Origin of the sequence: Lysobacter sp. KIS68-7, from assembly GCF_021284745.1 — a bacterium.
Lineage (GTDB): Bacteria > Pseudomonadota > Gammaproteobacteria > Xanthomonadales > Xanthomonadaceae > Noviluteimonas.
The window spans coordinates 14,535-39,979 of the sequence record NZ_CP089925.1; the positions used below are offsets into that span (position 1 = coordinate 14,535).

General features: G+C 67.0%; 27 protein-coding genes. 6 read left to right on the forward strand and 21 right to left on the reverse strand.

The genetic code is table 11. The features are described from left to right. Positions 1-10 precede the first annotated feature (10 nt). From LVB87_RS00075 to LVB87_RS00085, 3 genes are read right to left on the reverse strand one after another with little or no spacing between them, the layout of a single operon-like run. Positions 11-1,702 carry a PilX N-terminal domain-containing pilus assembly protein gene (locus tag LVB87_RS00075; RefSeq protein WP_232898894.1) on the reverse strand — a complete coding sequence of 564 codons (1,692 nt, stop codon included), beginning with the start codon at positions 1,700-1,702 and terminating at the stop codon, positions 11-13. Positions 1,703-1,710: 8 nt separating this feature from the next. Next, positions 1,711-2,340 (reverse strand): prepilin-type N-terminal cleavage/methylation domain-containing protein, encoded by a 630-nt coding sequence (locus LVB87_RS00080; RefSeq protein WP_232898895.1) that lies wholly within the window; start codon positions 2,338-2,340, stop codon positions 1,711-1,713. Continuing rightward, the gene (locus LVB87_RS00085) at positions 2,334-2,915 is read right to left on the reverse strand and encodes a GspH/FimT family pseudopilin (protein WP_232898896.1); all 582 of its coding nucleotides are present in this window, start codon (positions 2,913-2,915) and stop codon (positions 2,334-2,336) included. The genes LVB87_RS00080 and LVB87_RS00085 overlap by 7 nt, the downstream gene beginning before the upstream one ends. 158 nt (positions 2,916-3,073) lie before the next feature. Here LVB87_RS00085 and LVB87_RS00095 point away from each other — a divergent pair, with 158 nt between their 5' ends. Beyond that, positions 3,074-3,529, forward strand: a complete 456-nt coding sequence (locus LVB87_RS00095; protein ID WP_305067746.1) for a type IV pilin protein — start codon at positions 3,074-3,076, stop codon at positions 3,527-3,529. Between the two features lie 4 nt (positions 3,530-3,533). On the opposite strand, the gene ppnN is transcribed toward LVB87_RS00095, so the two are convergent. The 5 genes from ppnN to grxD all read right to left on the reverse strand — a co-directional run bounded on the left by ppnN (position 3,534) and on the right by grxD (position 10,199). After that, on the reverse strand, positions 3,534-4,919 hold the full coding sequence (ppnN, locus tag LVB87_RS00100) for a nucleotide 5'-monophosphate nucleosidase PpnN (RefSeq protein WP_232898897.1): 1,386 nt from the start codon (positions 4,917-4,919) through the stop codon (positions 3,534-3,536). Positions 4,920-5,011: 92 nt separating this feature from the next. Then, a complete protein-coding gene (locus LVB87_RS00105) occupies positions 5,012-8,302 on the reverse strand; it encodes a TonB-dependent receptor (protein ID WP_232898898.1) in 3,291 nt (1,096 codons plus the stop codon). 207 nt (positions 8,303-8,509) lie between these two features. Then, positions 8,510-9,115: a YhgN family NAAT transporter gene (locus LVB87_RS00110; protein ID WP_232898899.1), complete on the reverse strand. Its 606-nt coding sequence runs from the start codon at positions 9,113-9,115 to the stop codon at positions 8,510-8,512. Next, positions 9,112-9,852 (reverse strand): SDR family NAD(P)-dependent oxidoreductase, encoded by a 741-nt coding sequence (locus tag LVB87_RS00115; protein ID WP_232898900.1) that lies wholly within the window; start codon positions 9,850-9,852, stop codon positions 9,112-9,114. The genes LVB87_RS00110 and LVB87_RS00115 overlap by 4 nt, the downstream gene beginning before the upstream one ends. Beyond that, positions 9,849-10,199, reverse strand: coding sequence for a Grx4 family monothiol glutaredoxin (gene grxD, locus LVB87_RS00120; protein ID WP_232898901.1), 351 nt, complete (start codon positions 10,197-10,199; stop codon positions 9,849-9,851). Before grxD ends, LVB87_RS00115 begins: the two co-directional genes overlap by 4 nt. A gap of 69 nt (positions 10,200-10,268) precedes the next feature. Between grxD and LVB87_RS00125 the strand changes: the two genes are divergently transcribed. Further along, positions 10,269-10,856 (forward strand): Fe-Mn family superoxide dismutase, encoded by a 588-nt coding sequence (locus tag LVB87_RS00125; protein ID WP_232898902.1) that lies wholly within the window; start codon positions 10,269-10,271, stop codon positions 10,854-10,856. Between the two features lie 12 nt (positions 10,857-10,868). Here LVB87_RS00125 and LVB87_RS00130 read toward each other — a convergent pair whose 3' ends face one another. Further along, on the reverse strand, positions 10,869-12,008 hold the full coding sequence (locus LVB87_RS00130) for a 5-(carboxyamino)imidazole ribonucleotide synthase (RefSeq protein WP_232898903.1): 1,140 nt from the start codon (positions 12,006-12,008) through the stop codon (positions 10,869-10,871). 7 nt (positions 12,009-12,015) lie between these two features. Next, positions 12,016-12,534, reverse strand: coding sequence for a 5-(carboxyamino)imidazole ribonucleotide mutase (gene purE / locus LVB87_RS00135; protein WP_232898904.1), 519 nt, complete (start codon positions 12,532-12,534; stop codon positions 12,016-12,018). A gap of 78 nt (positions 12,535-12,612) precedes the next feature. Here purE and LVB87_RS00140 point away from each other — a divergent pair, with 78 nt between their 5' ends. Next, complete coding sequence (locus tag LVB87_RS00140; protein WP_232898905.1) at positions 12,613-12,882, forward strand: Trm112 family protein; 270 nt, start codon at positions 12,613-12,615, stop codon at positions 12,880-12,882. After that, positions 12,879-13,748 (forward strand): carboxylating nicotinate-nucleotide diphosphorylase, encoded by an 870-nt coding sequence (gene nadC / locus LVB87_RS00145; RefSeq protein ID WP_232898906.1) that lies wholly within the window; start codon positions 12,879-12,881, stop codon positions 13,746-13,748. The genes LVB87_RS00140 and nadC overlap by 4 nt, the downstream gene beginning before the upstream one ends. 15 nt (positions 13,749-13,763) lie before the next feature. Here nadC and LVB87_RS00150 read toward each other — a convergent pair whose 3' ends face one another. Continuing rightward, positions 13,764-14,546 (reverse strand): FHA domain-containing protein, encoded by a 783-nt coding sequence (locus tag LVB87_RS00150; RefSeq protein ID WP_232898907.1) that lies wholly within the window; start codon positions 14,544-14,546, stop codon positions 13,764-13,766. Between the two features lie 94 nt (positions 14,547-14,640). Here LVB87_RS00150 and LVB87_RS00155 point away from each other — a divergent pair, with 94 nt between their 5' ends. Beyond that, a complete protein-coding gene (locus tag LVB87_RS00155) occupies positions 14,641-14,967 on the forward strand; it encodes a DUF3301 domain-containing protein (protein WP_232898908.1) in 327 nt (108 codons plus the stop codon). Positions 14,968-14,970: 3 nt separating this feature from the next. Here LVB87_RS00155 and LVB87_RS00160 read toward each other — a convergent pair whose 3' ends face one another. The 6 genes from LVB87_RS00160 to LVB87_RS00185 all read right to left on the reverse strand — a co-directional run bounded on the left by LVB87_RS00160 (position 14,971) and on the right by LVB87_RS00185 (position 20,000). Next, positions 14,971-15,417: a ClpXP protease specificity-enhancing factor gene (locus LVB87_RS00160; protein WP_232898909.1), complete on the reverse strand. Its 447-nt coding sequence runs from the start codon at positions 15,415-15,417 to the stop codon at positions 14,971-14,973. A gap of 29 nt (positions 15,418-15,446) precedes the next feature. Further along, positions 15,447-16,082, reverse strand: a complete 636-nt coding sequence (locus LVB87_RS00165) for a glutathione S-transferase N-terminal domain-containing protein (RefSeq protein ID WP_232900576.1) — start codon at positions 16,080-16,082, stop codon at positions 15,447-15,449. A 145-nt stretch (positions 16,083-16,227) separates the two neighbouring features. Then, the gene (locus tag LVB87_RS00170) at positions 16,228-16,920 is read right to left on the reverse strand and encodes a cytochrome c1 (RefSeq protein WP_232900577.1); all 693 of its coding nucleotides are present in this window, start codon (positions 16,918-16,920) and stop codon (positions 16,228-16,230) included. A gap of 64 nt (positions 16,921-16,984) precedes the next feature. Beyond that, on the reverse strand, positions 16,985-18,259 hold the full coding sequence (locus tag LVB87_RS00175) for a cytochrome bc complex cytochrome b subunit (protein WP_232898910.1): 1,275 nt from the start codon (positions 18,257-18,259) through the stop codon (positions 16,985-16,987). 3 nt (positions 18,260-18,262) lie between these two features. Then, positions 18,263-18,904: a ubiquinol-cytochrome c reductase iron-sulfur subunit gene (petA, locus tag LVB87_RS00180; protein WP_232898911.1), complete on the reverse strand. Its 642-nt coding sequence runs from the start codon at positions 18,902-18,904 to the stop codon at positions 18,263-18,265. A gap of 169 nt (positions 18,905-19,073) precedes the next feature. After that, the gene (locus LVB87_RS00185; protein ID WP_232898912.1) at positions 19,074-20,000 is read right to left on the reverse strand and encodes a lytic transglycosylase domain-containing protein; all 927 of its coding nucleotides are present in this window, start codon (positions 19,998-20,000) and stop codon (positions 19,074-19,076) included. A gap of 169 nt (positions 20,001-20,169) precedes the next feature. Between LVB87_RS00185 and miaB the strand changes: the two genes are divergently transcribed. Next, complete coding sequence (gene miaB / locus LVB87_RS00190) at positions 20,170-21,540, forward strand: tRNA (N6-isopentenyl adenosine(37)-C2)-methylthiotransferase MiaB (RefSeq protein WP_232898913.1); 1,371 nt, start codon at positions 20,170-20,172, stop codon at positions 21,538-21,540. Here miaB and LVB87_RS00195 read toward each other — a convergent pair. The 4 genes from LVB87_RS00195 to LVB87_RS00210 are packed head-to-tail and all read right to left on the reverse strand — an operon-like array spanning position 21,537 to position 25,284. Beyond that, complete coding sequence (locus tag LVB87_RS00195; protein ID WP_232898914.1) at positions 21,537-22,625, reverse strand: ABC transporter permease; 1,089 nt, start codon at positions 22,623-22,625, stop codon at positions 21,537-21,539. The genes miaB and LVB87_RS00195 overlap by 4 nt on opposite strands. Beyond that, entirely contained in the window at positions 22,622-23,548 is a 927-nt protein-coding gene (locus tag LVB87_RS00200; RefSeq protein ID WP_232900578.1) for an ABC transporter ATP-binding protein, read from the reverse strand. Before LVB87_RS00200 ends, LVB87_RS00195 begins: the two co-directional genes overlap by 4 nt. 26 nt (positions 23,549-23,574) lie before the next feature. Next, a complete protein-coding gene (locus LVB87_RS00205) occupies positions 23,575-24,534 on the reverse strand; it encodes an HlyD family efflux transporter periplasmic adaptor subunit (protein WP_232898915.1) in 960 nt (319 codons plus the stop codon). 42 nt (positions 24,535-24,576) lie between these two features. Continuing rightward, entirely contained in the window at positions 24,577-25,284 is a 708-nt protein-coding gene (locus LVB87_RS00210; RefSeq protein ID WP_232898916.1) for a TetR/AcrR family transcriptional regulator, read from the reverse strand. Positions 25,285-25,445: the final 161 nt, after the last annotated feature.

Consider the following 25,445-nt stretch of genomic DNA (forward strand, 5'->3'; position numbering starts at 1 on the left):
CGGGCTCCGGTCAGTACGACAGCCGGTCAGTCCAGGCGCCGGGCAGGTTGGAGTTGGTGGGCTTGATGCTGTTCGCGAAGTTCTTGAACACGTCGCCGTTGAAGATGACCGCCGCCGTACCGTTGGCCTTGCTGATCTGGCCCTGCACGACGACCGAGCCGTACACGGTCGCGCCGGCGTTCATGTCGAGCGTCGCGGTACCGCCCGTGGATGGATTGAGCTTGTCGCCGGTGTGGTCGTGCATCGCGCTGAGCGGATGCAGCGCCGCGGTCGGCGGATGCACGCGCAGCAGGACGAGGCCGAAGACGCGGCCCTGGATCTTCGCCGAGCCGTCGATCACGAGCAGCACCGGCTTGGAAGGCGAGCCGATCTGCGTGTTCGATCCGATGTCGCAGTTGGTCTGGCACCAGACGATGCCGTTGATGCCCGAACTCGGGTACGTCAGCGCGAGCACCTGGTCGGGCTTCATCAGCGACGTTGCCGTGGCATCGCGCGGGATGATCTTCGTGGCGTTCTTGTACAGGTAGGCCTCGTCCGCATCGAGGTAGACGGTGGCGTTGGTCGTCGGCGAGGTGTACTGCACCGACGGCACCAGCGTTTCGCAGAAGTAATCGCCGTCGTTGTCCTGGCGCGACTTCACGCCGAAGACGTATTCGAACAGGTCGCAGGGGAATTCCTGCGGCAGCACGTCGGCGTTGACACCCTTGCCGTTGGTGCCGTTGCTGCCGTCGACGTCGAGGATGTCCATGCCCTCGTCCTGCTGGTTGCCGGACTTGTCATAGGACAGGCTGACGTCGCCGTTGCAGCCGCAGGTGTCGCACACGGCCACGCCTTCCTCGATCGTCGGCGGCGCGTTGTTTTTCGCGCCGTAGCGGTAGAACTCGTCGGCGTAGCAGGTGTTCGGCGTACCCGTCTTGGTGATGTCCTTGCGCGTCCACACCGACACCGGCACGCCGGCGCCACCGCCGTTCGGGTTGGTGACGACCTGCAGGCCGCCGGTCACGTCGACGCTGCCCGCGGCCATGATCGGCGGCTGGTTGGGATTGGGGTTGAACAAGCGGTACTGGCCGAGCATCTGCGAGACGGTGGTCCGCGCGCCTTCGCCGGGCAGGCTGGCCACCGCGACGTAGTTGTAGGCGTAGGTGTTGCTCATCTCCGATGCATTGGTCGTGCATTCGGTCGGGTCGGTGGCATTCACCGGAACCTTGACGCGGCAGATCACGACGCCGACACCGTAGGAGACGTTGGTGAAGTTGCCGACGTCGGTACTCACCATGCCGGCGGCCGGGACGACCGTCGCCAGGGGCAGCATGCGATCGTCGAGCAGGTCGGTCTTGGTGTCGTTGTTGACGTCGCCGACCGCGGTCGTGTTCTTCCAGTAATACATCGTGGCGCGGCGCGCCGGGTCCGCGATGGAACCGCACGGGAACGTGGCATCCGTGCAGGCCGTCCATTGCGCGCCGGGCTTCAGCAGGTCGGGGCGAAGGCGGAAGTACTCCGCGCCCTGCGAGATGCCCGATTCGGCGACTTCCTCGATCAGCTTGGCGCGCGCATCGTTGCCGGAGGTGCGTTGCTCGAACAGGCCGACGTTGAGGGTGAGCAGCGTGATCACGCTGGCCAGCAGGAGCAGGATGACGGCGACGATGAGCGCGTTGCCGCGCTGGGCGTGGGGACGTTCGGGACTGGCGCGATGCTGGGTCATGGGAGGGCTCAGGTGCCGTTCGAACGGATGGAGACGGTCTGGCGGATGGTCTTCGCCGAGACCGCCATGGAAGGGTTCTTGGACATGTACGACGGCGGGTTCTTCAGGCGGCCCGTCAGCACGACGTCGATGCGGCGCGCGTTGCCGCCCGGATTGCTGAAGCTCAATCCGGTGATCACCACGCCGTCGGTGTTGAGCGGCGTGCCCGCGGAAGTGCAGGCGGCACCGGCGGCGGTGGCCGCGCGCACCAGGACGACCTTGCCGTTGTCCAGGCGAAGGGCGCGGTAGTTGGTCGCGCCGCCCGTGGATTCGGAATACGAGTAGCGCATGCAGTTGGCGGTCGAGACGTCGATGTTCGAGTAGGGATTGGTGACCACCCCGCCCTGCCCGACCGCGGCGATCGGATCGCTGAGACTGCGCGCGCGACGGATGTCGGCGGCGATCAGCGACATCGTCGCGCGCATCTCCTGGTTCAGGCGCATGGAGAGCACGGTCTCGCTGTTGGCGCGAATCAGGCTGAAGATGAAGGCCAGCACGGCCGCGACCACGAGCAGGCCGAGCACGAGCGCGACCATCATTTCGACGAGCGAGAAACCGCGCGCGTGGCGCGGCAGCGACGGTGCGCGATGCATCAGCATGACGGGTACCCCAGGATGCTGCCCGACTTGCTGCAGACGGTGGCCTGGCCGAGCGGTGAGACGGAAACGGTGAGCGTGTAACGGCCCGGGCTGGACGTCAGGTCGAAGCTGCTTGCATCGGCGTTGCCGGTATCGGCATCGCTGCGCATGCCGAGGCGGCCGTCGAAGGTGAGCGACGACGCCGGCGAGCTGAGCGAGATGCCCGGGTAGGCAGAACTCCCGACGAGCTGTTCCTGCCCGTCGACCATGCAGGTCGTCGGCGATGCCGCGGAGCAATCGCAATCCGCCGCTGCGGCGGCCTGGTCGCCTGCCGCGGGAACGGCGGCTTCGCGCGCGCCGAGGCACCAGGTGGCGCCGCTACCGGTGGTGGCGACCGACACGTTGCGGTCGAACTTCACCGCGGCCTGTCGTGCGTTGGCGATCATGGCGACGACGCCATCCGCCGCGCCACGCACGCGCGCCTTTTCGAAATAAGTCTGGAAACTCGGAACCGCAAGCGCCGTGAGCAGCAGGAAGATCCCCACCGCAACCATCAGCTCGAGCAGCGTGAATCCGCCGTTGCGACGCACTGGCATGTAGTTCCCCTTAGGCCCCGGCGCATTCTGGGTGACCAGCAATTGGCATGCCAGCGCAAAACGGATGAGTGGGGCGTTGTCGGGAGCGAACGGTTTTGCGCCGCTCTGGCCATCGGGGTAGCATCGCCGAAATGCCGGGAAATTCAGGGGAAACTGTGATGCGATTCACAAAGAAGCAATTCGGCTTCACCCTCATCGAACTGATGATCGTGGTGCTCGTCGTTGCGATCCTGGCCACGATCGCGCTCCCGATGTATTCGGAGCACGTGCGCAAGGGGAAGCGCGGCGAAGCGATGCAAGCGTTGGGCGACCTCGAGCTGCGGCAGGCCAGCTGGCGCGCGGACAATCCGAGTTACGGCAACACGACCGCCGCGACCGGAGCGCTTGGAAATCTCTTCAACAGCGTCGCGAACGTCACCGCCTACAACAACGGCCTGAAGTACTACACGGTCAGCGCCACCGGGAACACGGCCACGGGTTACACGCTGACCGCGACACGCAAGGGCGACCTCGCGAACGACCCGAAGTGCGGCAACTTCACCATGACGATGAACGCCGGCGTGGTGACCAAGGGCGTGAGCAGCGGCGTCGTCGACTACTGCTGGCGCCAGTAACCTCTCACGTCACCACGCGATAGCAAGGCCGGTACTCGCCGGCGATCTTCATGCGGCGCTGCTCCACGAACGCGCGCAGCAACCCATCCAGCGCTTCCATCATGTCGCGGTCGCCGTGGATCTCGAACGGCCCGTGCGCTTCGATGCGCCGCATGCCGTCTTCCTTGACGTTGCCCGCGACGATGCCGGAGAACGCGCGCCGCAGGTCCGCCGCCAGCGCATAAGGCTTGCGGCCGTGGTGCAGGTCGAGCGCCGCCATCGCTTCATGCGTCGGCGCGAAGGGCTTCTGGAATTCCAGCGGCACGTTCATCGCCCAGTTGAAGAAGAACGAATCCTTGTGGGCGATGCGGTGCTCGCGCACCTTGTGCACGCCGGACGCCATGCGCTTGGCCACCTGCGTCGGGTTGCCAACGATGATCTCGTAACGCGAGGTTGCCGCTTCGCCGAGGGTGAGGCGCAGGAACTGGTCGATCTGTTCGAAGTACGGCGCGGACGCGATCGGGCCGGTGAGGATGAGCGGGAACGGCAGCTCCGCGTTTTCTTCGCGCAGCAGGATACCGAGCAGGTACAGGATTTCTTCCGCGGTGCCGACGCCGCCGGGGAACACGACGATGCCGTGGCCCATGCGCACGAACGCTTCGAGGCGCTTCTCGATGTCCGGCATGATCACCAGGTGGTTGACGATCGGGTTCGGCGATTCGGCCGCGATGATCCCGGGCTCGGTGATGCCGATGTAGCGCATCGTGCGGCGACGCTGTTTCGCATGCGCGATCGTCGCGCCCTTCATCGGGCCCTTCATCGCACCCGGGCCGCAACCCGTGCAGATGTCCAGGCCGCGCAGGCCGAGTTCGTAGCCGACCTGCTTGGTGTACAGGTACTCGTCGCGGTTGATCGAGTGGCCGCCCCAGCACACCACGAGGTTGGGTTCGCCCGGATGCAGCACGCGCGCGTTGCGCAGCAGGCCGAAGACCGCGTCGGTGATGCCGTCGCCCGTCGAGAGGTCGCGGTCGGCACCGAGTTCGATCGCGGTGTACGCAAGATCGCGCACGACGGCGAACAACAGTTCGGCGACGCCGCGGATGATCTCGCCATCGACGAAGGCCATCGCCGGCGCGTTGAGCAGGTCGATGCGCACGCCGCGATCCTGCTGCAGCACCTGGATGTCGAAATCCGGATACAGCTCCTGCGCCGCGCGCGGATCGTCGGAGGCGCTGCCGCTGGTGAGCACGGCCAGCGCGCAACGGCGCAGCAGGTCGTGCATGCCGCCGGCGGAGGCATCGCGCAGGCGCGCGACTTCCGCGCGCGAGAGCACGTCGAGGCCGCCGCGCGGATAGATGCGCGCGTTGGTGGTGGGCAGGAGGGCGTGGCTTTCGGTTTGCGGAGTGTCCATGCGCCGACTTTAACGCATGGCGCCGCACGTCGCCGACAAAGAAAAACGGCCGGGTTTCCCCGGCCGTTTCCTTGCAGCGTGTCGTGCCTGGATCAGAACTCGTAACGCAGCGTCACCGCCAACGACCAGCGCTGCGACGGGCTCAGCGACTCGTTGACCGGCAGGCCGGCCGGCGTGTACACGCCGTTCACGAGCTGGTTCTGGATGTTGTAGATGTACTTGCCGGTGGTCGGATCCACGCCCGCGTAGTTCGCGAAGTTGCGGGTGAGCGGGAAGTCCGCGCGGTGTTCGACGCCCCAATCCTTGTTGAGCAGGTTGAGGAAGTTGAACATGTCGAAGCGGATCGAACCCTTGTGGCCTTCCATGAAGCCCGGGATTTCCTGCGTGAACGACAGGTCGACCTGGTTCACCCAGCCGGCGCGCGCGTTGTTGCGCTTGAAGATGCCACCCGCATTGCGCGAAAGCTGGTTGTGGTTGCCGATGTAGGAATAGAACGAGTCGATCGCTTCCTGCGTGGTGCCCGGCGTGAACAACACGTCGCCACGGTTCATCGGGATGTAGGCCAGGTCGCGGACGTAGGAGTCGCCGTTGACGTCGTTGCCGAAGATCCAGCTGTACGGCGCGCCGCTGTGGCCGTCGTAGAACGCGGTGAACGAGGTCTTGTAGTCGCCGAAGAACGCGTGCTCGTAGGTGAACGAGGCGAGCAGGCGCTGCGGGACTTCATAGTTCGACGTGCCGAGCTGGTCGTCGTTCGGGTTGGCCCACGCGCGGTTGCTGAAGCTGGAGTTGGCGACGCTCGACGTGCCCGGGTTGACGTCCGTGGCGCGGCTCATCGTGTAGGCCACCATCGCCGACCAGTCGTTCGCGAACGGCTTGCGCAGCGAGAACGTCAGGTTGTCGGAGTAGCCCTTGTCGGTGTTGGTCAGCAGGATCGTGCCCACGCCGAAGGACGGATTCGAATTCCAGCGCGTGGCGTTGCTGCTGCCCGGCGCGGCGTTCGGGTTCTGCGCGTAGCTGTAGCGGCCGTCCGGCAGGATGCCGGTGGGGGCGCCGAGGTTGATGTTGTCGTACTTGATGCCCTTGACCACGTCCAGGTGCTGGTACTCGGTCGTGAACACCACGCCCTTCCACGGCAGCTCATGGTCGAAGCCGAGCGTGTACTTGGCGACGGTCGGGATCTGGAAGTCCGGATCCACGACGCTGACGGTCATCGACGAGCGGCCGAGGCCCGGCGTGGTCGACGAACCCGGCGGAACCTGCGCACCCGAGGAGAACGGCGGGTCGGTCGGTTCGCGCAGGCGGTTCACGTCGTACGACGCAACGGCGACGCCGTTGTTGGAGTACGGGTTGGCGACCCACACCGCCGGCGTGTTCGAAACGAACAGGCCCGCGCCACCGCGCAGCTGCGTCGGACGCTCCGCGTCGAAGGCGTAGTTGAACGATGCACGCGGCTGCCAGACGCTGTTGCCGTCGATGGTGCCCTGGTTGCTGTAACCGTAACCGCCGATGGCGGCGTTCGGGTTCGCCGGGTTGTCGCGCAGGCCGCACGGGCCGAGGTTGCCGAGCGTGCCCGGCGCCGCGGCGAAGCACGGGTTGAACGTCGGCGCCGGATCGACCTTCGGCACGTCGTAACGCAGGCCGTACTGCACCGACAGCTTGTCGGTGGCCTGCCAGGTGTCCTGCGCGAAGAAGCCGTACTGCTTCAGGTCGAACACCGCGGCGACGTTGTCGAGCGTGTAACCGGCGGCCGGCGTGGCGAGACGGTAGCGGCGATAGGTGCCCGCGGCGAAGTCGTCGATCGAGTTGAACTCGTAGCTGCCCGTGTAGTTCTGCAGAAACAGGTTGTAGAACTCGTCCTTCTGGTAATCGAGGCCGGCCTTGACGACGTGGTCGCCGAGGTACCAGCTACCGGCGAAGTAACCGTTCCAGCTGTCGACGCCAAGCACGTTGGCCTGCGAGGAGAACTCGGTGCCGATCACGACGCTCGGGCCGGTGTCCTGGCCGTTGGTGCGGATGGTGACTTCCGGCTGGTACACGCCGTTGAGCGGGCCGCGCAGCTGTTCGAACTTGTTGTAGCCGATCGACGCTTCGGTGCTGAAGGTGTCGGTCCAGTCGTCGTAGAAGCTCAGCGCGTAGCTGGTGTTCTTTTTGTTGAACAGATACCAGTTCGACGAGAGGTTCAGGCGCTGCGAGGTGCCCTGGACGATGATCGGCTCGTCTTCCTTCGTCTGGCTCAGGCGCAGCGAGGCGCGGTGCGCGTCGTTGATGTTCCAGTCGAACTTGACGAGGGCGCGCTTGGCTTCCAGGTCGAGGTTGGACGCGGTCAGGCCGCCCGGCGTCATGCCGAGCGAGGTCGCGGTGTTGATGATGTCGTTGACATCGTCGGCCGAGACGCCCGGCACTTCGTTGGTCGCGCCGGAACCGGCGGGGCCCCAGATCGAGCCCGGGCTCTTCTTCTTGCTGTCTTCATACGACGCGAAGAAGAACAGCGTGTCCTTCACGATCGGGCCACCGAGGGTGAAGCCGATCGTGGAATCCTTCGTGTAACCGGTCCACTTCTTGCCGGCCGCGTTCTCGCCGATCATGGAATCGGCGTCCTGGTACACGTAGTAGACCGAACCGTGGAAGTCGTTCGTGCCGCTCTTGGTGACGGCGTTGACCGTCGCACCGACGCCGCGGCGCGTGGCCACGTCGTAGTTGGCCGTCGAGATGTTGTATTCCTCGATGGCGTCCTGCGAGATCGGCGTGCCCTTGGTCGGCAGGCCGTTGTCGTTCAGGCCGAAGGGGTCGCCGGCGTTGATCGTGTCGACGGTGATGCTGTTGTAGCGGAAGTTCTGGCCCATCGCCGAGAACGCGCCGCGGTCGCGGTCGGTGACGACGACGTTGGGGTCGGTGCGCACGACGTTCTGGATCGAACGGTCGGGCGCCGGCAGGCGGTTGAGGTCTTCGCGCGAGAGGTTCGTGCCGCGGCCCTTGTTGTCGGGCTGGAAGATCGCGACGCCGTTGCCGACGACGGAGATCGTTTCGAGTTCCTGCGGGGCGAGCGAGAGGTCGACGTTGGCGACCTTGTCCAGGCCGAGGAAGACGTTCTGCTGCGACTTCGTGCCGGCGTCCGCCTTGTTGACGGTGACGGTGTACGGGCCGCCGACGCGCAGGCCGCGCGCGCTGTAACGACCGTTCGCATCGGTCACGGCCTTGCTGACGGTGCCCGACTCGGTGTGCACGATGGTCACTTCTGCGCCAGCGAGCGGCTGGCCATTCGCGCCGACGACGCGGCCGCCGAGACCGGCGGAGGTGCTCTGCGCGAACGCAGGCGCGGTGGCGAGAACAGCGAACAGCGCCAAGGACAGCTTGGACAGCCGTGCACGATTACGATCAGTCATCTTTGAAAAGCCTCGGGAAAAGGATTTTTGGGCAAACGGACGCAGCCTTCCGCACGCAGATCCGTCTGCGGCTTGGGCGAATGGGGTTGAAACCGTGGGAGGTCCCCGCCCACGCGCTCGGCGTGGGGTTAACTACAGTTTAACACTGTAGAGTTCGGGGATGACCGGCCGGTGACAGCACGGCGCGGGACGGCAGACCTGAAGGCTTCAGGCGCCCGGAGTGATCGACGAGGCGACGTAGGTGCTCAGCCCGTCCAGGAACATCTGGACCGAGATGGCCACCAGCAGCATGCCCATCAGGCGCTCGACCGCGATGAGCACGCGGGTGCCGAGCCAGCGATACAGGTAGGTCGCCGAAAACAGGATGGCCGCCGTCGCGCCCCAGGCGATGAGCAGTGCCACGCTCCACTCCATCAGGCGCTTGGGTTCGTTGCTGCCCATCAGCATCACGGCCGCCATGCCCGACGGACCCGCGACCAGCGGGATCGCCATCGGCACGATGAAGGGTTCCCCGCCCGGCAACTCGCCCATCAGGCCTTCCGGCGGCGGGAAGATCATGCGCAGGCCGATCAGGAACAGCACGATGCCGCCGGCGATGGAGACCGACTCCTGGCGCAGGTGCATCATGTCCAGCGCGAACTTGCCGCCCCACAGGAACACCATCAGCACGCAGAGCGCGATCAGCAGCTCGCGCACGAGCACGATGCGCCTGCGATTCGCGGGCAGGGGCTTGAGCAGCCCGAGGAACACGGGGATGTTCCCGAGCGGATCGAGGATCAGGAACAGCAGCAGCGCGGCGGACGTGACGGTCATTCGAGCACGCGGATCGTGCCGCGCCATTCCGCGCCGGCTTCCGAGAGAAGCTCGACGCAGGCCTGCGCCGCGAGCGCCGGATCGCGCGCATCGCGATCCTGGTCGTCGACGAAGGCCTTCGCACGCAGGCCCGTGCGCATCGGCCCGGGCTGCAGGCCCGCGATGCGCACCGGCGAGTTCACCGATTCCGCATGCAGCATGCCGACGAGCGCGGACAGCCCGTGCTCGGCCAGGCCGTAGCCGCCCCAGAACGCGCGCGACACGCGCTGCAGGTCGTCGACGAGGAACACCACCGCACCATCCTTCGCCTTGCGCAGTTGCGGCAGGCACGCCTGCGTGAGCCACCAAGGCGCAGTGAGATTGATGTGCACCGCGCGCGCGAACATCGCCGGATCGGTGTGTTCGAGCGGCGTCAGGCCGCGGAATTCGGCAGTGCAATGCAGCAGGCCGTCGAGGCGGCCGTACTCCTCGCCGATGCGTTCGGCGAGGTCGGCGAAGTCGTCGGGCGTGGCGCCTTCCAGGTCCAGCGGATACAGCACCGGCGAGACCGGCTTTTCGCTTTGCGCTTCGATCGAATCGTGCAGGCGCTCGAGCTGGCGCACCTTGCGGCCGAGGAGGATGGTCGTCGCACCGGCGCGCGCGCATGCACGCGCGGCGGCGCTGCCCAGCCCGCCATGCGCGCCCGTGACCAGGACGACGCGGCCGTCGAGCGTTCCTTCGCCCAGGGCGGGGCTCACTGCTTCTGCGCTTCGGCGATCATGCGCGCCAGCTCGCCCGACTCGGCGAGTTCGCACGTGATGTCGCAGCCGCCGATGAGCTCGCCGTTGATGAACAACTGCGGGAACGTCGGCCAATCCGAATACCGCGGCAGGTTCGCGCGGATCTCGGGTTCTTCGAGCACGTTGACGGTATGCAGCTGCGTTGCGCCGGCGCCCTTGAGCGCCTGCACCGCGCGGCTGGAGAAGCCGCACATCGGGAACTGCGGCGTGCCCTTCATGAAAAGCACGATCGGATGGCCGGTGACTTCGGCCTGGATCCGCTCCTGGATGGATGCGTGCTGGAGGGGCACGGACTGGATCGACATGGGGTCTCCGGAATCTCTTGACGCGACGTGGGGCTAGAATTGTAAGCCCAGACAAGGAGAGCTACCCCCATGGCGATCGAACTGCCTCCCCTCCCCTACGACCGCACCGCGCTGGAGCCGTACATCTCCGGCGAGACGCTGGACTACCACCACGGCAAGCACCACAAGGCCTACGTCGACAACCTCAACAAGCTGGTCGCCGGCACCGAGTTCGAGTCGATGGACCTGGTGGAGATCATCCGCAAGTCGCAGGGCGGCATGTTCAACAACGCCGCGCAGGTGTGGAACCACACCTTCTACTGGAACTGCATGAAGCCGGCCTCGGCGGGCGGCGGCGGCGAGCCCACGGGCAAGCTGGCGGACGCGATCCACAAGGCCTTCGGCGACTTCGCCAAGTTCAAGGAACAGTTCTCCGACACCGCCGTGAAGACCTTCGGCTCGGGCTGGGCCTGGCTGGTGCAGCGTCCCGATGGCGCGCTCGCGCTGTCGAGCACGTCCAACGCCAACACGCCGCTCACCGGCGAGGACACCGCGCTGCTCACGTGCGACGTGTGGGAACACGCGTACTACGTGGACTATCGCAATGCGCGTCCGAAGTACGTGGAAAACTTCTGGAACATCGTCAACTGGGAGTTCGTTGCATCCCAGATGCGCTGATGCGCTGACGCATCAACCCAGGGCCGCGATGACCGGGTTCACCTGGTTTTCGCGGCCCAGTTTTTTTCCGACGCGGGCGAGCGTCGCGGCGAGTTCTTCCGGGGTGTCGGCGCGCAGCGTTGCGTGCCCGACCTTGCGCCCGACGCGCGATTCCTTGCCGTAGTCGTGCCAGTGGCCGCCCGGTTCGGCGAGCACGGCGTTGGCATCGGGCATCGCGCCGATCCAGTTGAGCATGCACGCTTCGCCCACCATGCGCGTGTCGCCGAGCGGCAGGCCGAGCACGGCGCGCAGGTGGTTCTGGAACTGCGAGGTCTCGCTGCCTTCGATCGTCCAATGGCCGGAGTTGTGCACGCGCGGGGCGAGCTCGTTGGCGAGCAGCTCGCCACCACGGCAGAACAGTTCGAGGGCGAAGACGCCGACATAGGCGAGCGAATCGGCGAGTGCGCGTGCATGCGCGATCGCTTTTTCCGCGACGACGGCATCGACCGGCGCGGGCGCCAAGCTCGCCGACAGCACACCGTCGACGTGCCAGTTCTGCGTCAGCGGCCACGCGCGGAATTCGCCGTCGCGGCCGCGCACGGCCACCACGCTCACTTCGCTATCGAAGGCGACGAAGCCTTCGAGGATCAGGCCCACGGTGCGCGCCTGTCCGCCGAGCGCATCCCACGCGGCCGCGGCATCGGCCGGCGACTTCAGGCGGAACTGGCCCTTGCCGTCGTAGCCGAGGCGACGCGTCTTGAGGATGCAGGGCGTGCCGATGGAGGCGATGGCGGCATCGAGCGTTTCGCGCGAATCCACCGCGGCGAACGGCGGCACCGGAATGCCGAGTTCGCGGAACAAGGTTTTTTCCGCAAGGCGATCCTGCGCGACGCCCAGCGCGCGCGGGCTCGGGAACACCGGCACGCGTTCGGCGAGCCACTGCGCGGATTCGGCCGGCACGTTCTCGAAGTCGAACGTGGCGACATCGATCTTCGATGCGAATTCGGCGAGCGCGTTTTCGTCGCGCCAGTCGCCGACGATCATCGGCGCGAACTGGCCGGCGCACGCATCCGCCACGGTGTCCATCACCAGGAAGCGCAGGCCGAGCGGCGCGCCGGAGAGCGCGAGCATGCGGGCGAGCTGGCCGCCGCCGAGGATTCCGACCGTCGTCATCGTGCGATCACTTGCGGGGGTCGTCGTTCTTCGCGACGTCGTCGGTCTGGCGCTGGCGGAACGCCTCGAGCGCCTGCGCGATCGCGGTCTCGTAGGGCGCGAGCAAGGCCGCGGCGAACAGGGCCGCATTCGACGCACCCGCATTGCCGATCGCAAACGTCGCCACGGGAATGCCCGCCGGCATCTGCACGATCGACAGCAGGGAATCCATGCCGTTGAGCGCCTTGCTCTGCACGGGCACGCCGAGCACCGGCACCGCGGTCTTGGCCGCGAGCATGCCCGGCAGATGCGCCGCGCCGCCGGCACCGGCGATGATCGCGCGCAGGCCGCGCGCCTGGGCCGTGGCGGCGTAGTCGAACAACACGTCGGGCGTGCGGTGCGCCGAAACGATGCGCACCTCGTGCGGCACGCCGAGGGCTTCGAGCTTCTGCGCGGCGTGCTGCATCGTTTCCCAGTCCGAGCGCGAGCCCATGACGATGCCGACCAGCGGGGGTCGGTCGTTGCGGGCGTCCTGCGTCGAGGCCATGGCGGATCCTGTGTGGAGCGGAGGGGCTGCTCCGATGGGCGTATTCTAGCGGCCCTTCCCACGCCATGGCCCCCGCGCATGGATCGCAAGCTCCTGGACATCCTCGCCTGCCCCGCCACGCGCCAGCCGTTGGCGATGCTCGATGCACGGGGCCTGCAGGCCCTGAACGCCGCCATCGCCTCGGGCGGCATCGCCCGAGGGGACGGCGCGCCGCAGGGCCAGGCCCTGCGCGAAGCGCTCGTCACGCGCGATCGCAAGATCGTCTACCGCATCGACGACGGCATTCCGGTGCTGCTCGTGGAGGAAGCGATCGCCACCGGTCAGGTGGCCGACTTCCCGCCGGCATGACGGCCGCCGGCATGGGCCACGACGTCGCTCCGCCCACCGAAGACCTGGTCCTGGCGGACGTCGCACGCGCGCTCGACGAAGACCTCGGCCGCGGCGACGTCACCGCCGCCCTGCTGCCGGACGTTCCCGACACGGCCTACCTGTTGTGCAAGGAAGTCGCCGTCATCTGCGGGCGGCCGTGGTTCGACGCCTGCCATCGCGCATTGCATCCGGAAGTCGCCATCGCCTGGCACGTCGCCGAAGGCGATCGCGTGCGCGCCGGCACGGTGATCGCCACGCTCGAAGGACGCGTGCGTTCGCTCGTCACGGCGGAACGCGCGGCGCTCAATTTCCTGCAGACGCTCAGCGGCACGGCGACCGTCACCGCCGACTATGTCGCCGCGGTGCGCGGCACGCCGGCGAAGATCCTCGATACGCGCAAGACGATCCCCGGCCTGCGCGTCGCGCAGAAATACGCGGTGCGCGTCGGCGGCGGCGTCAACCACCGCATGGGGCTCTACGATGCGGTGATGCTCAAGGAGAACCACGTGCGCGCCGCCGGTTCGCTCACGATGGCGATCCGCAAGGCGCGCCTGGCGCAACCGACCTTGCCGCTGATCGTGGAAGTGGAAACGCTGGACCAGCTGGACGAAGCGCTCAACGTCGGGTGCGAGCGCATCCTGATCGACGAGTTCGACACGCAGATGCGACGCGAAGCCGTGCGTCGCGCGGCCGGCCGAATTCCGCTGGAAGTCTCGGGCGGCGTGGACCTGACCACCGTGCGCGAAATCGCCGAAGACGGCGTGGATTGCATTTCGATCGGCGGACTCACCAAGCACGTCCGCGCGATCGACCTGTCGATGAAACTGGGGCGGCGCGCGGGCTGAGCCGCGCGTGGCCCGTCAGAGCACGAACGCCGCCACGATCGCAAGGATCGCGAAGGCCGCGATGACCGACACGATGAGCTTCGTCCGCGAAGGCGCCGTGGCGTCGGCGGGCGACTCGTCGTGCACGTCGGCCTGGCCCGGTGCGACGAGGCGGAAGCGCATCGTGTCGAAGCCGATCTCGTCACCCACGCGCACGTCGCCGCGCAGCACGCGCTTGCCGTTGATGAAGGAGCCGTTGGTCGAACCGATGTCCTCGAGCAGCAGGCCCTCCTCGGTCGGCAGCAGGCGGGCGTGGACGCGCGACATGCCGGGCTCGTCCAGGCGCAGGTCGCACTCGGGCGCGCGGCCGACGCTGGTGACGCCATGCAGCGCGTACGTGCGGCCGAAGGCTTCGCCCGACACGCCACGCAGCGCGTAACGCGGCAGCACCGGACGCACGGCGGTGGCGCCCGGATCGTCGTTCGCCGATTCCGGGATGCGGCCGGAGACGTTGGCCTGGTGTCGCACGACGGCGGCTGCATCGATGGACGCAAGGCGCGCTTCGACGCGATCGAATGCGACCGCATCGCCCGGACGCAGCGCGATCAGGCCATCGACCTGGCGCCCGTTGACGCTGACCGTGGTGCCGTGCGGCACATCGAGCATCACGCCGGTGGGCGTGACATGCAGTTGGCAGTGCTGCGGGAGCACGCCGGGACGGTCGAGCACGATGTTGGACAGTGGATCCGAGCCGATGCGATTGACGCCCGGACCGAGAAGCACCTGCGGATGTTCGCCACCTGGGAAGACGAGTTTCATGCGAGGGCTCCGTGAACGTCCTGTTCGTGTGTGTCGTGTGTGAATCGTGAAGCGCGGTCTTGCGGCCACGCCGAGGCGCCGTCACATTAGGTAAATGCCGAGTCTATTGTTTGTGATGATCGTCGCAGCGTCCGCCTTCGCGTTCTGGAGCGCGGGGCGCGCGGCTGCCGAACGCGCCGAAGCGCTGGGACGCGACGCGTGTCGCGCCGCCAACGTGCAGTGGCTGGACCAGACCGTCCATGCCGCGGGTTTGCGCCTGAAACGCGGCGAAAACGGGTGGCTCGGCTTCGAGCGCACCTTCCGTTTCGAGTACTCCTACGACGGCAGCGACCGCCACATCGGGCGGCTCGTGCTGCGGGGCAACAGGCTTGTCTCGTTCAGCGGGCCGACACGCGCCGCGAACGTCGTGCAACTGCACTGACCCTTATTTGATGACCCGCAGGTGGCCGCGGCGCGGCGGCGTGGCCTGCGTGTCCGGCGTCGTGCCATCGCTCGGCGGCGGGGGCGGTTCGTCGTGCGGGCCGGAGGGGTCTTCGGGGAGCGCCATGCCCTGCCCGGTTTCGCGCGCATAGATCGCGAGCACGGCGGAAATCGGCACGATGACGGGATGGCTCACGCCGCCGAAGCGCGCAGTGAAGCTCACGGTGTCGTTGTCGATCAGCAAACGCGCGACGGCGCGCTCGGCGATGTTGAGCACGACCTTGCCATCGCTCACCGCCTGCGCAGGCACCTGCACGCCGGGACGCGTGGCGTCGACGAGCAGGTGCGGGGTCATGCCGTTGTCGGCGATCCAGTCGTTCAACGCCCGCAACAGGTACGGGCGATGGCTCGTCATGGCCGGGCCAGGTTCGCCGTTGTGTTCTTCGCTCATGCGCCCGAGTCTAGCGCGCGTCCCGGCACTCAGGCCGGGATGTCGCGCAACTTCTTTTCCTGGTCCGTGAGGCTGCGGATGAAGCCCGGGTTGCGGAAGATGCGGTTGCCATAATCCTCGATCACCTTGCCGTCCTTCGGCAGCGGGATGTCCAGCGACTGCAGGCGCCAGATGATCGGGGCCATGGCGCAATCGGCCAGGCTCATTTCCGGATTCAGGAAGAACTTGCTCGCCTTGAACAGCGGGACCGAGGCGGTCAGCAGTTCCTTCAGGCGCTTGCGGCCGGCTTCGGCCTGCTGGCGATTGCCGAGCTGGATGGCCTGCACCTGCGGGACCCAGTCGTGCTCGAGGCGGAGCATGGCCAGGCGTAGGCGGGCGCGCGAGAGCGGGTCGACCGGCATCAGCGGCGGGTGCGGATAGCGCTCGTCGAGGTATTCGGTGACGACCGACGCGGCGTAAAGGACCAGCTCGCGCTCGACCAGCGTCGGCACGGAGTGATACGGGTTGAGGTCGATCAGGTCCTCGGGGGGACTCTGCGGATCGACGGGAATCAGGTCGTAGGTGACGCCCTTGGCCGCAAGGACCAGGCGCACCCGATGACAGAGGACGTCATCCGTGGCGGAGAACAACGTCAGGGCATTACGCATGCGCGGGCTCGCGGCCATCATCGACCTCTCCATCGATCGGATCGCCGACCAGCTCCCCGGTCGGCTGAGGCGCCGCCCACCCCTTGCGAGCGGTCGCCCTGTTCCACGAGCCTAGCGTTTGTCCCAAAAAAAGTCGCCACCCCCCAAGGCGGCGACCCTGGGCTTAGTCGACGTCCCGCCAGTACTCCAGCTTCAGCAGGTAGGCGATCAGCGTGAACGCCGCCAGGAACAGCACCACCCACACGCCCATGCCCTGGCGCTTGAGGGAGGCCGGCTCGCCGGCGTACTCGAGGAAAGCGGTGATGTCGCGAACGCTCTGGTTGAACGTTTCGGCGTCCTGCGTCCCTTGGGTCCGCAGTTCCAGGCGCTCGACGTGCGCCTCGCCACCGGCCTCGGCCTTGCCCATCACGCCGTGCTGCAGGCCCTGCAGCTCCCACAGCGGGTTGGGCATCGACACGTTCGGGAACAGGGTGTTGTTCCAGCCGACCGGGCGCGATTCGTCCAGGTAGAACGACTTGAGGTAGGTGTAGATCCAGTCGCTGCCGCGCACGCGCGCGATCAGGCTCAGGTCCGGCGGCATCTTGCCGAAGGCGTCCTTGGCGTGTTCCGGCGTCATCGACGTCATGATCTGTTCGCCGAACTTCGCGCCGGTGAAGTTGAGGTTGGTCATCACCTCTTCTTCCGACAAGCCGAGGTCTTCGGCCATGCGCGAGTAACGCAGGTACTTCAGCGAATGGCAGCCGCTGCAGTAGTTCATGTACAGCGCGGCACCGCGCTGCAACGACGCCTGGTCGTCCAGGCGCGTGCCGGACTGCTGCAGGTTGCCGCCTTCCTCGGCCGCGAAGGCAGTGCCCATCGCGAACAGACCGAAGGCGAGCGTGGCGACCGCGCCGAGGCGGGAGATCGTCTTGGTCATCGACTTAGTCATGGACGGCAGGCACTCGTTCCGGCACCGGCTTGGTCCGATCCATCTTGGTCCAAAGCGGCATGGTGATGAAGAACACGAAGTAGAGGAAGGTCAGCACGCGGCCGATGATCGTCTCGACCGGGTCGGTACCCGGGCCGGCGCCGATCTTGCCCAGCCACACGAAGCAGACCGCGAACATGAGCAGCATCGCCCACGAGATCGGGCCGCGGTAGCGGTAGGACTTCACCTTGGCCTTGTCGAGCCACGGCACCAGGAACAGCACCGCGATCGCCGCGAACATCACCAGCACGCCCCACAGCTTGATCGCGAAGAACGAGGGGACGACGCGCAACATCGCGTAGTACGGCGTGAAGTACCACACCGGCTTGATGTGCTCCGGCGTCACCAGGCGGTTGGCTTCCGTGAAGTTGTCGTGCTCCAGGAACCAGCCGCCGAAGGTCGGCGCGAAGAAGATGATGAAGGCCGCCAGGATCAGGAAGAAGCCGGTGCCGAAGATGTCCTTGACCGTGTAGTACGGGTGGAACGGGATGCCGTCGGCCGGCGCGGTGAGCGACCAGCGATTGCCCTTCGGACCCTTCTTGATGTCTACGCCTTCGGGGTTGTTGGAACCCACTTCGTGCAGCGCGCCCAGGTGCAGCACGACCAGCAGCAGGATCACCAGCGGCAGCGCGATGACGTGCAGCGCGAAGAAGCGGTTGAGCGTGGCGTCGGCGGGCAGGTAGTCGCCCATGATCCATTCGGTCAGGCCCGAGCCGATGACCGGGATCGCGCCGAACAGCGAGATGATCACCTTCGCGCCCCAGAACGACATCTGGCCCCACGGCAGCACGTAGCCCATGAAGGCTTCGGCCATCAGCACCAGGTACAGCACCATGCCGATGAGCCAGACCAGTTCGCGCGGCTTCTGGTAGGAGCCGTACAACAGGCCGCGGAACATGTGCAGGTAGACGACGATGAAGAACAGCGAGGCGCCGGTGGAGTGCATGTACCGGATCAGCCAGCCCCACTCGACGTCGCGCATGATGTACTCGACCGACGAGAACGCTTCGGCCGCCGACGGCTTGTAGTGCATCGTCAGGAAGATGCCGGTCAGGATCTGGTTGACCAGCACGACCAGCGCGAGCGAACCGAAGTAGTACCAGACGTTGAAGTTCTTCGGCGCGTAGTACTCGGTCATGTGCTTGCGGTAGACCGGCATCAGGCCGGGCGTGCGCGCGTTGACCCAATCCATCACGGTGCTCGTGGTACGGGCAATGAAGTTCGCCATGGCTTACGCGGCTCCCTTCGGATCGACACCGATGACGATCGACGTGTCCGATTCGTAGTGGTGCGGCGGCACGAGCAGGTTGATCGGCGCGGGCACGCCGTCGAACACGCGGCCGGCCATGTCGAAGCGCGACTTGTGGCACGGGCAGAAGTAGCCGCCCTTCCACTCCGGATCGAACGGCTCGGGCTTGATCTCGGCCTTCATTTCCGGCGAGCAGCCCAGGTGCGTGCACAGGCCGACCAGCACGGAGATCTCCGGCTTGATCGAGCGCAGTTCGTTGCGCGCGTACTGGGGCTGCTGGTCGAGGTTGTCCGACTTCGGATCGCGCAGTCGCGAATCGAGCGTCGGCAGGACGTCGATCATCTGCTTGGAACGCTTCACGATCCAGATCGGCTGGCCGCGCCACTCGAGCACCAGGCGCGTGCCTTCGGCCAGCCCGGTGATGTCGGCGGTGATCGGCGCACCGGCGAGCTTCGCGCGGGCGCTGGGATTCCAGCTCTTGATGAAGGGAACGGCCGCGACGCCGACACCGACCGCACCGACCACGGCCGTGGTCGCGGTCAGGAACCGGCGACGGCCCTGGTTGACGGGTTCCCCGTCGTGGACATGAGCGGGATCCTGGATCCCTACCCCAACGTTGGCCATCCGGCACTCCGCAGTAAGACGCTGATGCGACACGGTACCGACCTGGCCGCGCAAGGCGCGGGCAAAGCGGTCCGCAAAGACGGCGAAGTGTAACGGAAGGCTTAATCGCCCGACAATCGGCGGGGCTGGCTCAGCGGGACGAAGCGTGACGGCGCGCGGGCCGCGGGGCTTACTTGGTGCCCAGCGCCGTGCTCGCCAGCGCGCCGCGGTAGCGGTCGGCGAGCACCGAAACGCGCTCGACGTAGCGACGGGTCTCCGCGTACGGCGGGACGCCTCGGTACTTGTCCACCGCCCCTTCGCCCGCGTTGTAACCGGCCGCCGCCAACGACAGGTCGCCGTTGAAGCGCTTGAGCAGCCAGGCCAGGTACTGCACGCCGCCGGCGATGTTCTGGCTGGCGTCGAAGGCGTTGCCGACGCCGAAACGGCGCGCGGTCGCCGGCATCAGTTGCATCAGGCCCTGCGCGCCGACGCGCGAGAGCGCATTCGGGTTGTAGGCCGATTCGGCATGGATGATGGCGCGCACGATGGCCGGGTCGACGCCGTGCAGTTTTGCCGCCGCCATGATTTCCGCGGCATACGCATCGGTGTTCAGGCGCAGGGTATTGAAGTTGACGCCAGGCCGTGCGGCGCAGGCGTAACAGGTTTCCATGAAGCTGTATTTGATGGTGCGCAGCGCGGTGGCGCCGGCGACGCCCCGGGGCGGCTTGCTCGTGTAGTGGCGCACGCCGTCCTGGATGTAGGAATACACCTGGCCTTGCACGAGGCGCGGTGCGCGATACGGCGGCGGCGCGGGTGCCATGGGCGCTGGCGGCACGGGCAACGCCGTCGGAGCCGGCGCGTCGGCCGGGATGTTCGCCGACACCGGCGAACCCGAGACCTTGTTGGGTGCGGTGGCGCTGCCGGCGGCGGGCGCGGGGCGCGACGCCTTGCTGCCGTAGGAGATCACCTTGCAGGTGGCGCCGGGGATGCGCTTGCTCGTGTAGCTGCGCGCGCCGTCGGCGGTGTCGCAGCGATAGAGCGTGCCGGCGAACGCAGGCGACGCGGCACCCAGAAGCGCCACGATCGCGAGCCCTCGCTTGAGTCCCCTTCCCCTCATGCGGCGGATCGTCCTCCCAATCGTGAGGTTTGACAAGTCGTTGATTCTTATGAACGGCCGCTTGAATCATGGGAACGCGACCCCCGTCGCGATCCGGCCGCGGTAGACTCCGCGCCCTCCCGTTTCCCCCATCCGGCGCGGATTCACCGCCGCCCTCCCGGACACGCTCATGACCGACACGCTCGCCGCCCCGAAGCGGGGCAAGCTCTTCATCAAGACCCACGGTTGCCAGATGAACGAGTACGACTCGGCCCGCATGGCCGACGTGCTTGCCGCCGCCGAAGGCCTGGACCTCACGGACAACGTCGAAGAAGCCGACGTCGTGCTGGTCAACACCTGCTCCATCCGCGAGAAGGCCCAGGAAAAGGTCTTCAGCCAGCTCGGCCGCTGGAAGGCGCTGAAGAAGGACGGAAAGCCGGTGCTGATCGGCGTGGGCGGATGCGTGGCCTCGCAGGAAGGCGCGGCCATCGTGAAGCGCGCGCCCTACGTGGACCTGGTCTTCGGCCCGCAGACGCTGCATCGCCTGCCCGAGCTCATCCGCGAACGCCGCGCGAGCGGCCAGCCGCAGGTCGACATCAGTTTTCCGGAGATCGAGAAGTTCGATCGCCTGCCCGAGCCGCGCGCCGAAGGCCCCAGCGCCTTCGTCTCGATCATGGAAGGCTGCTCGAAGTACTGCTCGTTCTGCGTGGTGCCCTACACCCGAGGCGAAGAAGTGAGCCGCCCGTTCGAGGACGTGCTCGTCGAAGTGGCGCAGCTCGCCGCGCAGGGCGTGCGCGAGATCAACCTGCTCGGCCAGAACGTCAACGCGTATCGCGGGCCGATGGCGAATGAAGACGGCAGCGCGGGCGACGCCATCGCCGACCTCGCGTTGCTGATCCGCGCAATCGCCGAGATCGACGGCATCGGCCGCATCCGTTTCACCACCTCGCATCCGCTCGAGTTCTCCGACGCACTGGTGGAGGCCTATCGCGACGTGCCCAAGCTCGCCAACTACCTGCACCTGCCCGTGCAGGCCGGCAGCGACCGCGTGCTCGCGGCGATGAAGCGCGGTTACACGGCGCTGGAGTTCAAGCAGAAGATCCGCAAGCTGCGCGCGGTGCGTCCGGACATTTCGATCTCGTCGGACTTCATCGTGGGCTTCCCCGGCGAGACCGACGGCGACTTCGAGAAAACGATGAAGCTGATCGAGGACGTGGGCTTCGACCAGTCCTTCTCCTTCATCTACTCGCGCCGCCCCGGCACGCCGGCCGCCGACCTGGCGGACGACACGACCGACGCAGAGAAGCACGCGCGCCTGGATCGCCTGCAGGCGCACATCAGCGCGCACGCGGCGGAGATCTCCCGCGCGATGGTGGGCACGGTGCAAACCGTGCTCGTCGAAGGCCCTTCGAAGAAGGACCCGAACGAGCTGACCGGCAAGACCGAAAACATGCGCTCGGTGAACTTCCCGGGCCACGCGCGCTTGGTCGGCCAGTTCGTCGATGTCGTGATCACCGAAGCGCTGAGCAACTCCCTGCGCGCACGCATCGCCGTCGACTAATCCAGGCGCTTGCGGAACCTGAGGATCGCCGCCGTCATCATGACGGTGGTGAAGACCACGAGCGCCAGCACCTCCGGCCACAACTCCGTGATGCTCGCGCCGCGCAACATGATCCCGCGGATCAGCCGCAGGAAATGCGTGAGCGGCAACACCTCCGCGACCCACTGGATGATCTTAGGCATGCCGGCGAACGGGAACATGAAGCCGGACAGCAGGATCGACGGCAGGAACACGAAGAAGGTCATCTGCATCGCCTGGAACTGCGACTGCGCCTTCGTCGAAATCATCAGGCCCAGGGTGAGGTTGGCCAGGATCAGCAGCACGGCGGCGATGTAGACGTCGAAGAGCGCCCCGCGCACGGGCACTTCGAACAGCCACGCACCCAGCAACAAGACCAACGTGGTCTGGATCAAGCCGATCGCCGCGAACGGCAACACCTTGCCGATCATCAGTTCGCTGCTGCTCACGGGCGTGGCGATCAGCAATTCCATGTTCCCGCGTTCGCGCTCGCGCACCAGCGAGACGGCGGTGAACATCACCATGGTCATCGTCAGGATGATGCCGATCAGGCCGGGCACGATGTTGATCGCCGAGCGCCGCTCCGGGTTGTAGAAGCCCACGACGCTGATCTGCGGCGGCGGCGCCTTCTTGTATTGCGCACTGTCGAGCGGCGCCTGCGCGAGCTGCGCGGCCGCGCCCTGCACCGCCGTATCGCTGCCGTCGACGAGGATCTGCACCGCTTCGCGCCCATCGACGCGGCGGCGTTCGAAATCCGGCGGGATGACGACGCCCACGCTGATCTCGCCGCGGCGGAGCATCGTCATCAGTTCCTGCGGGCTCGATGCATCGCGCACGGGCCGCAGCACGCCGGTGTTCTGCAGGTCCATCACCAGCGCGCGCGACCCTGCGGTGCCCGCCTGATCGGCGACCGCCGTGTCCAGGTCGCGCAGCGTGAAGTTGATCGCGTAGCCGAACAACACCAGCTGCATCACCGGAATGCCGACGATCATCGCCAGCGTGATGCGGTCGCGGCGCATCTGCCGCAACTCCTTGAGCATGATCGCGCCGAGTCGACGGAGGCTCATGCGGCCTCCTGTTCGGGCTGCTTGCTGCGCGTGGCGGAGACGAAGACGTCTTCGAGGTTGGGCTCGGACAGCGAGATGTCACCGTGCAGGCCGGCATCCGTGAGCACCTTCGACAGGCGATCGATGATCCCGCCGTTCTCCGAAGTCAGCACGCGCAAGGTGTTGCCGACCTGCGCGGCGCTGATCACGCCCGGCGCGGCCATCAATGCCTTGCGTGCGCGGCGCGGCGTGTTTGATTGCACGGCGAGTGTGCGGCCTGCGATCGCGCCGGTCAGTTCCGCGGGCGAGCCGTCGGCGACGAGCACGCCGCGATCGAGGATCGCGAGGCGATGGCAGCGCTCGGCTTCGTCCATGTAATGCGTTGAGACGAGGATGGTCGTGCCGCCATCGGCGAGTTCGAACAACTTCTCCCAGAAATCGCGGCGCGACTCGGGATCCACCGCGCTGGTCGGTTCGTCGAGGAACAGCAGTTCCGGCGAATGAATGACCGCGCCCGCGAGCGCGAGGCGTTGCTTCTGCCCGCCGCTCATCGTGCCGGCCAGTTGCTTCTGGCGATCGGCGAAGTGGTAGCGCTCGATGAGCTCGTCAATGCGGGTGCGTGCCTTGTCGCGCGGCATGTCCTGCACGGCAGCGAGGAACTCCAGGTTCTCGCGCACGCTCAGGTCTTCGAACAAAGAGAACTTCTGCGTCATGTAACCGATGCGGCGGCGCAGGGCCTCCGCTTCCTTCGGCAGCTGCAGGCCGAGCACTTCGATCTCGCCTTCGGTGGGCGTCATCAGGCCGCAAAGCATGCGGATGGTGGTGGTCTTGCCGGAACCGTTGGGACCGAGGAAGCCGTAGACGTTCGCCTTCGGCACGCTGAGGTCGACATGGTCGACGGCGACAAGGTCCTTGAAGCGCTTGGTGAGGCCGCGCGCGCGGATCGCGAGTTGCTCGGGCGCGGGCGTGCTCACTCCTCGAACTCCGCGCGCACCGGCAGGCCGGCGGGCAAGGTTTCCTTCGAATCCACCACGACTTCCGCCACCCAGGCCAGGCGCGCCGCGTCCTTGCCGATCAGCGCGTAGTACGGCGTGAACGTCGGTTCGGAGCGGATCATGCGCACCGTGCCGGCGAGCGCGTCCTTGCGGCCGTCGATGAAGAGGCGCGCCTTGGTCCCGACCTTCACCTGCGCGCGGATCGGTTCGGGCACGTAGACGCGTGCATACGGCGTGCCGACCAGCAGGATCGCGAGCGGCTGCCCGATCGCGGCCTGGTCGCCGAGCTTGTACGGCAGGTTGTCGACGAGACCATCGCGCGGCGCGACGAGCGAGAGCTTTTCGAGATTGACTTCCTGTGCGGCGGCCTGCGCTTGCGATGCAGCGAGCGAAGCCTTGCCCTGCGCGATTTCTTCGTGGCGCGTGCCGGCTTCGAGTTCGGCGAGTTGTTCGGCCAATGCGCGTGCGGATTCGTCGGCGGCGTCCACTGCGGCGCGCGCACGTTCGACTTCCGCGGCGGAGACGAGCTGTTGCGCACCGAGCGGGCGCACGCGCGTGTAGTAGTCGCGGGCCTGGCGGGCATCGGCGCGCGCCGATGCGAGGCTCGCGCGGGCTTGCTTGATCGTTTCGGAGCGCGGGCCGGCTTCGAGTTCTTCCAGCGAGGCGCGCTGCGCTTCGGATTGCGCGCGCGCCGCCTCGGTGGCCGAGCGCGTGCGGTCGAGTTCGAGCCGCAGGATCGCCTGGCCGGCCTTCACGCGTTGCCCTTCGCGCACGTCGATCGACACGATCTTTTCGGCCGCGGGTGCGGGCAGCGTGATGCGGTCGTATTCGAGCGTGCCGAGCGCCTGCGGCTTGTCATTGCGGCAGGCGGACAGCGACGCGATGACGGCGAATGCAACGGCAGCGGTAGCGAACGGACGAAGGGGGGCACGCATCGTGGGGGGCTCTTGTTGGACGTGATGGTCAGGGCGTGGTGGTCAGCGCAGCCCGATCCCGTGATCGAGCAAAGCGATCGCGTGGTCGCGCATGGCGTTGGAATCGATGTCGTCCGCGTCGAACATGCGTCGCCAGATCGGCGCACCGGCGGCGGGGAACAGCGTGAGGCCGACGAGCGAGGCCACCAGCAGGCGCGGGTCGAGGTCCGGGTTGAGTTCGCCCTTTTCCTGCGCGGCGGCGAAGCGCGCGGCAAGCATGCGGGGCATCTGCGGTGCGACGGTGGTGAGCAGCAGTTCGCGCAGCGCGCCGCCTTCGCACAGCACTTCGCGCACCCACAAGGGCGGCAACCAGGGATGGCGCGCGACGGCTTCGCTCATGCCGCGCACGAAGCCCGCGACCAGCCCGGCGATGTCGTCGCCGGCCTGCATCATCGCGTTGCGCACCTCGTCGAAGGCCGGCAGCAGGCGTTCGGTGATCACGGCCTGCTGCAGCTGCGCCTTGTCGCCGAAGTAGTAATGCACGAGCGCCGGATTGACGCCGGCTTCCTGCGCGATCTCGCGCAGCGTCGCGCTGGCGATGCCGTGGTGCGCGAAACATTCGACGGCGACATCGAGCAGGCGCGCGCGCAGGTCCTGACTGTCGCCGGCGGGGCGGCCCACGGCGCGCGCCTTGGATTTGCGCGGGCGGCCCGGGCCACGCGGGGTCGGCGTGGCGCGGGCGGCGCGCGGGGGTTTGGCATCGACAGGCATGGAATCGGGGGCCGGAACCGGGATCGAGGGCATGGACGTCATATTTAATTCGTTGGTTAATTACACGCAAGCGAGGACCGACGAGCGGTCTCCTTTCCTCACGGAACGCCTCCGGCTTTCCGATGCGGGCATTGCATGCGACCCCCGCCTTCCTTTGGCCT

Excerpts from the sequence above, each read along its gene's own strand:
- LVB87_RS00125 (WP_232898902.1), top strand. The coding sequence starts at position 10,269 with ATGGCGATCGAACTGCCTCCCCTCCCCTACGACCGCACCGCGCTGGAG.
- LVB87_RS00205 (WP_232898915.1), bottom strand. The coding sequence starts at position 24,534 with ATGCGTGCCCCCCTTCGTCCGTTCGCTACCGCTGCCGTTGCATTCGCC.
- LVB87_RS00075 (WP_232898894.1), bottom strand. The coding sequence starts at position 1,702 with ATGACCCAGCATCGCGCCAGTCCCGAACGTCCCCACGCCCAGCGCGGC.
- miaB (WP_232898913.1), top strand. The coding sequence starts at position 20,170 with ATGACCGACACGCTCGCCGCCCCGAAGCGGGGCAAGCTCTTCATCAAG.
- LVB87_RS00160 (WP_232898909.1), bottom strand. The coding sequence starts at position 15,417 with ATGAGCGAAGAACACAACGGCGAACCTGGCCCGGCCATGACGAGCCAT.
- LVB87_RS00185 (WP_232898912.1), bottom strand. The coding sequence starts at position 20,000 with ATGAGGGGAAGGGGACTCAAGCGAGGGCTCGCGATCGTGGCGCTTCTG.
- LVB87_RS00095 (WP_305067746.1), top strand. The coding sequence starts at position 3,074 with ATGCGATTCACAAAGAAGCAATTCGGCTTCACCCTCATCGAACTGATG.
- petA (WP_232898911.1), bottom strand. The coding sequence starts at position 18,904 with ATGGCCAACGTTGGGGTAGGGATCCAGGATCCCGCTCATGTCCACGAC.
- LVB87_RS00195 (WP_232898914.1), bottom strand. The coding sequence starts at position 22,625 with ATGAGCCTCCGTCGACTCGGCGCGATCATGCTCAAGGAGTTGCGGCAG.
- grxD (WP_232898901.1), bottom strand. The coding sequence starts at position 10,199 with ATGTCGATCCAGTCCGTGCCCCTCCAGCACGCATCCATCCAGGAGCGG.
- ppnN (WP_232898897.1), bottom strand. The coding sequence starts at position 4,919 with ATGGACACTCCGCAAACCGAAAGCCACGCCCTCCTGCCCACCACCAAC.
- LVB87_RS00165 (WP_232900576.1), bottom strand. The coding sequence starts at position 16,082 with ATGGCCGCGAGCCCGCGCATGCGTAATGCCCTGACGTTGTTCTCCGCC.
- purE (WP_232898904.1), bottom strand. The coding sequence starts at position 12,534 with ATGGCCTCGACGCAGGACGCCCGCAACGACCGACCCCCGCTGGTCGGC.
- LVB87_RS00170 (WP_232900577.1), bottom strand. The coding sequence starts at position 16,920 with ATGGGCACTGCCTTCGCGGCCGAGGAAGGCGGCAACCTGCAGCAGTCC.
- LVB87_RS00085 (WP_232898896.1), bottom strand. The coding sequence starts at position 2,915 with ATGCCAGTGCGTCGCAACGGCGGATTCACGCTGCTCGAGCTGATGGTT.
- LVB87_RS00155 (WP_232898908.1), top strand. The coding sequence starts at position 14,641 with ATGCCGAGTCTATTGTTTGTGATGATCGTCGCAGCGTCCGCCTTCGCG.
- LVB87_RS00140 (WP_232898905.1), top strand. The coding sequence starts at position 12,613 with ATGGATCGCAAGCTCCTGGACATCCTCGCCTGCCCCGCCACGCGCCAG.
- LVB87_RS00210 (WP_232898916.1), bottom strand. The coding sequence starts at position 25,284 with ATGCCTGTCGATGCCAAACCCCCGCGCGCCGCCCGCGCCACGCCGACC.
- LVB87_RS00110 (WP_232898899.1), bottom strand. The coding sequence starts at position 9,115 with ATGACCGTCACGTCCGCCGCGCTGCTGCTGTTCCTGATCCTCGATCCG.
- LVB87_RS00150 (WP_232898907.1), bottom strand. The coding sequence starts at position 14,546 with ATGAAACTCGTCTTCCCAGGTGGCGAACATCCGCAGGTGCTTCTCGGT.
- LVB87_RS00105 (WP_232898898.1), bottom strand. The coding sequence starts at position 8,302 with ATGACTGATCGTAATCGTGCACGGCTGTCCAAGCTGTCCTTGGCGCTG.
- nadC (WP_232898906.1), top strand. The coding sequence starts at position 12,879 with ATGACGGCCGCCGGCATGGGCCACGACGTCGCTCCGCCCACCGAAGAC.
- LVB87_RS00080 (WP_232898895.1), bottom strand. The coding sequence starts at position 2,340 with ATGCTGATGCATCGCGCACCGTCGCTGCCGCGCCACGCGCGCGGTTTC.
- LVB87_RS00130 (WP_232898903.1), bottom strand. The coding sequence starts at position 12,008 with ATGACGACGGTCGGAATCCTCGGCGGCGGCCAGCTCGCCCGCATGCTC.
- LVB87_RS00175 (WP_232898910.1), bottom strand. The coding sequence starts at position 18,259 with ATGGCGAACTTCATTGCCCGTACCACGAGCACCGTGATGGATTGGGTC.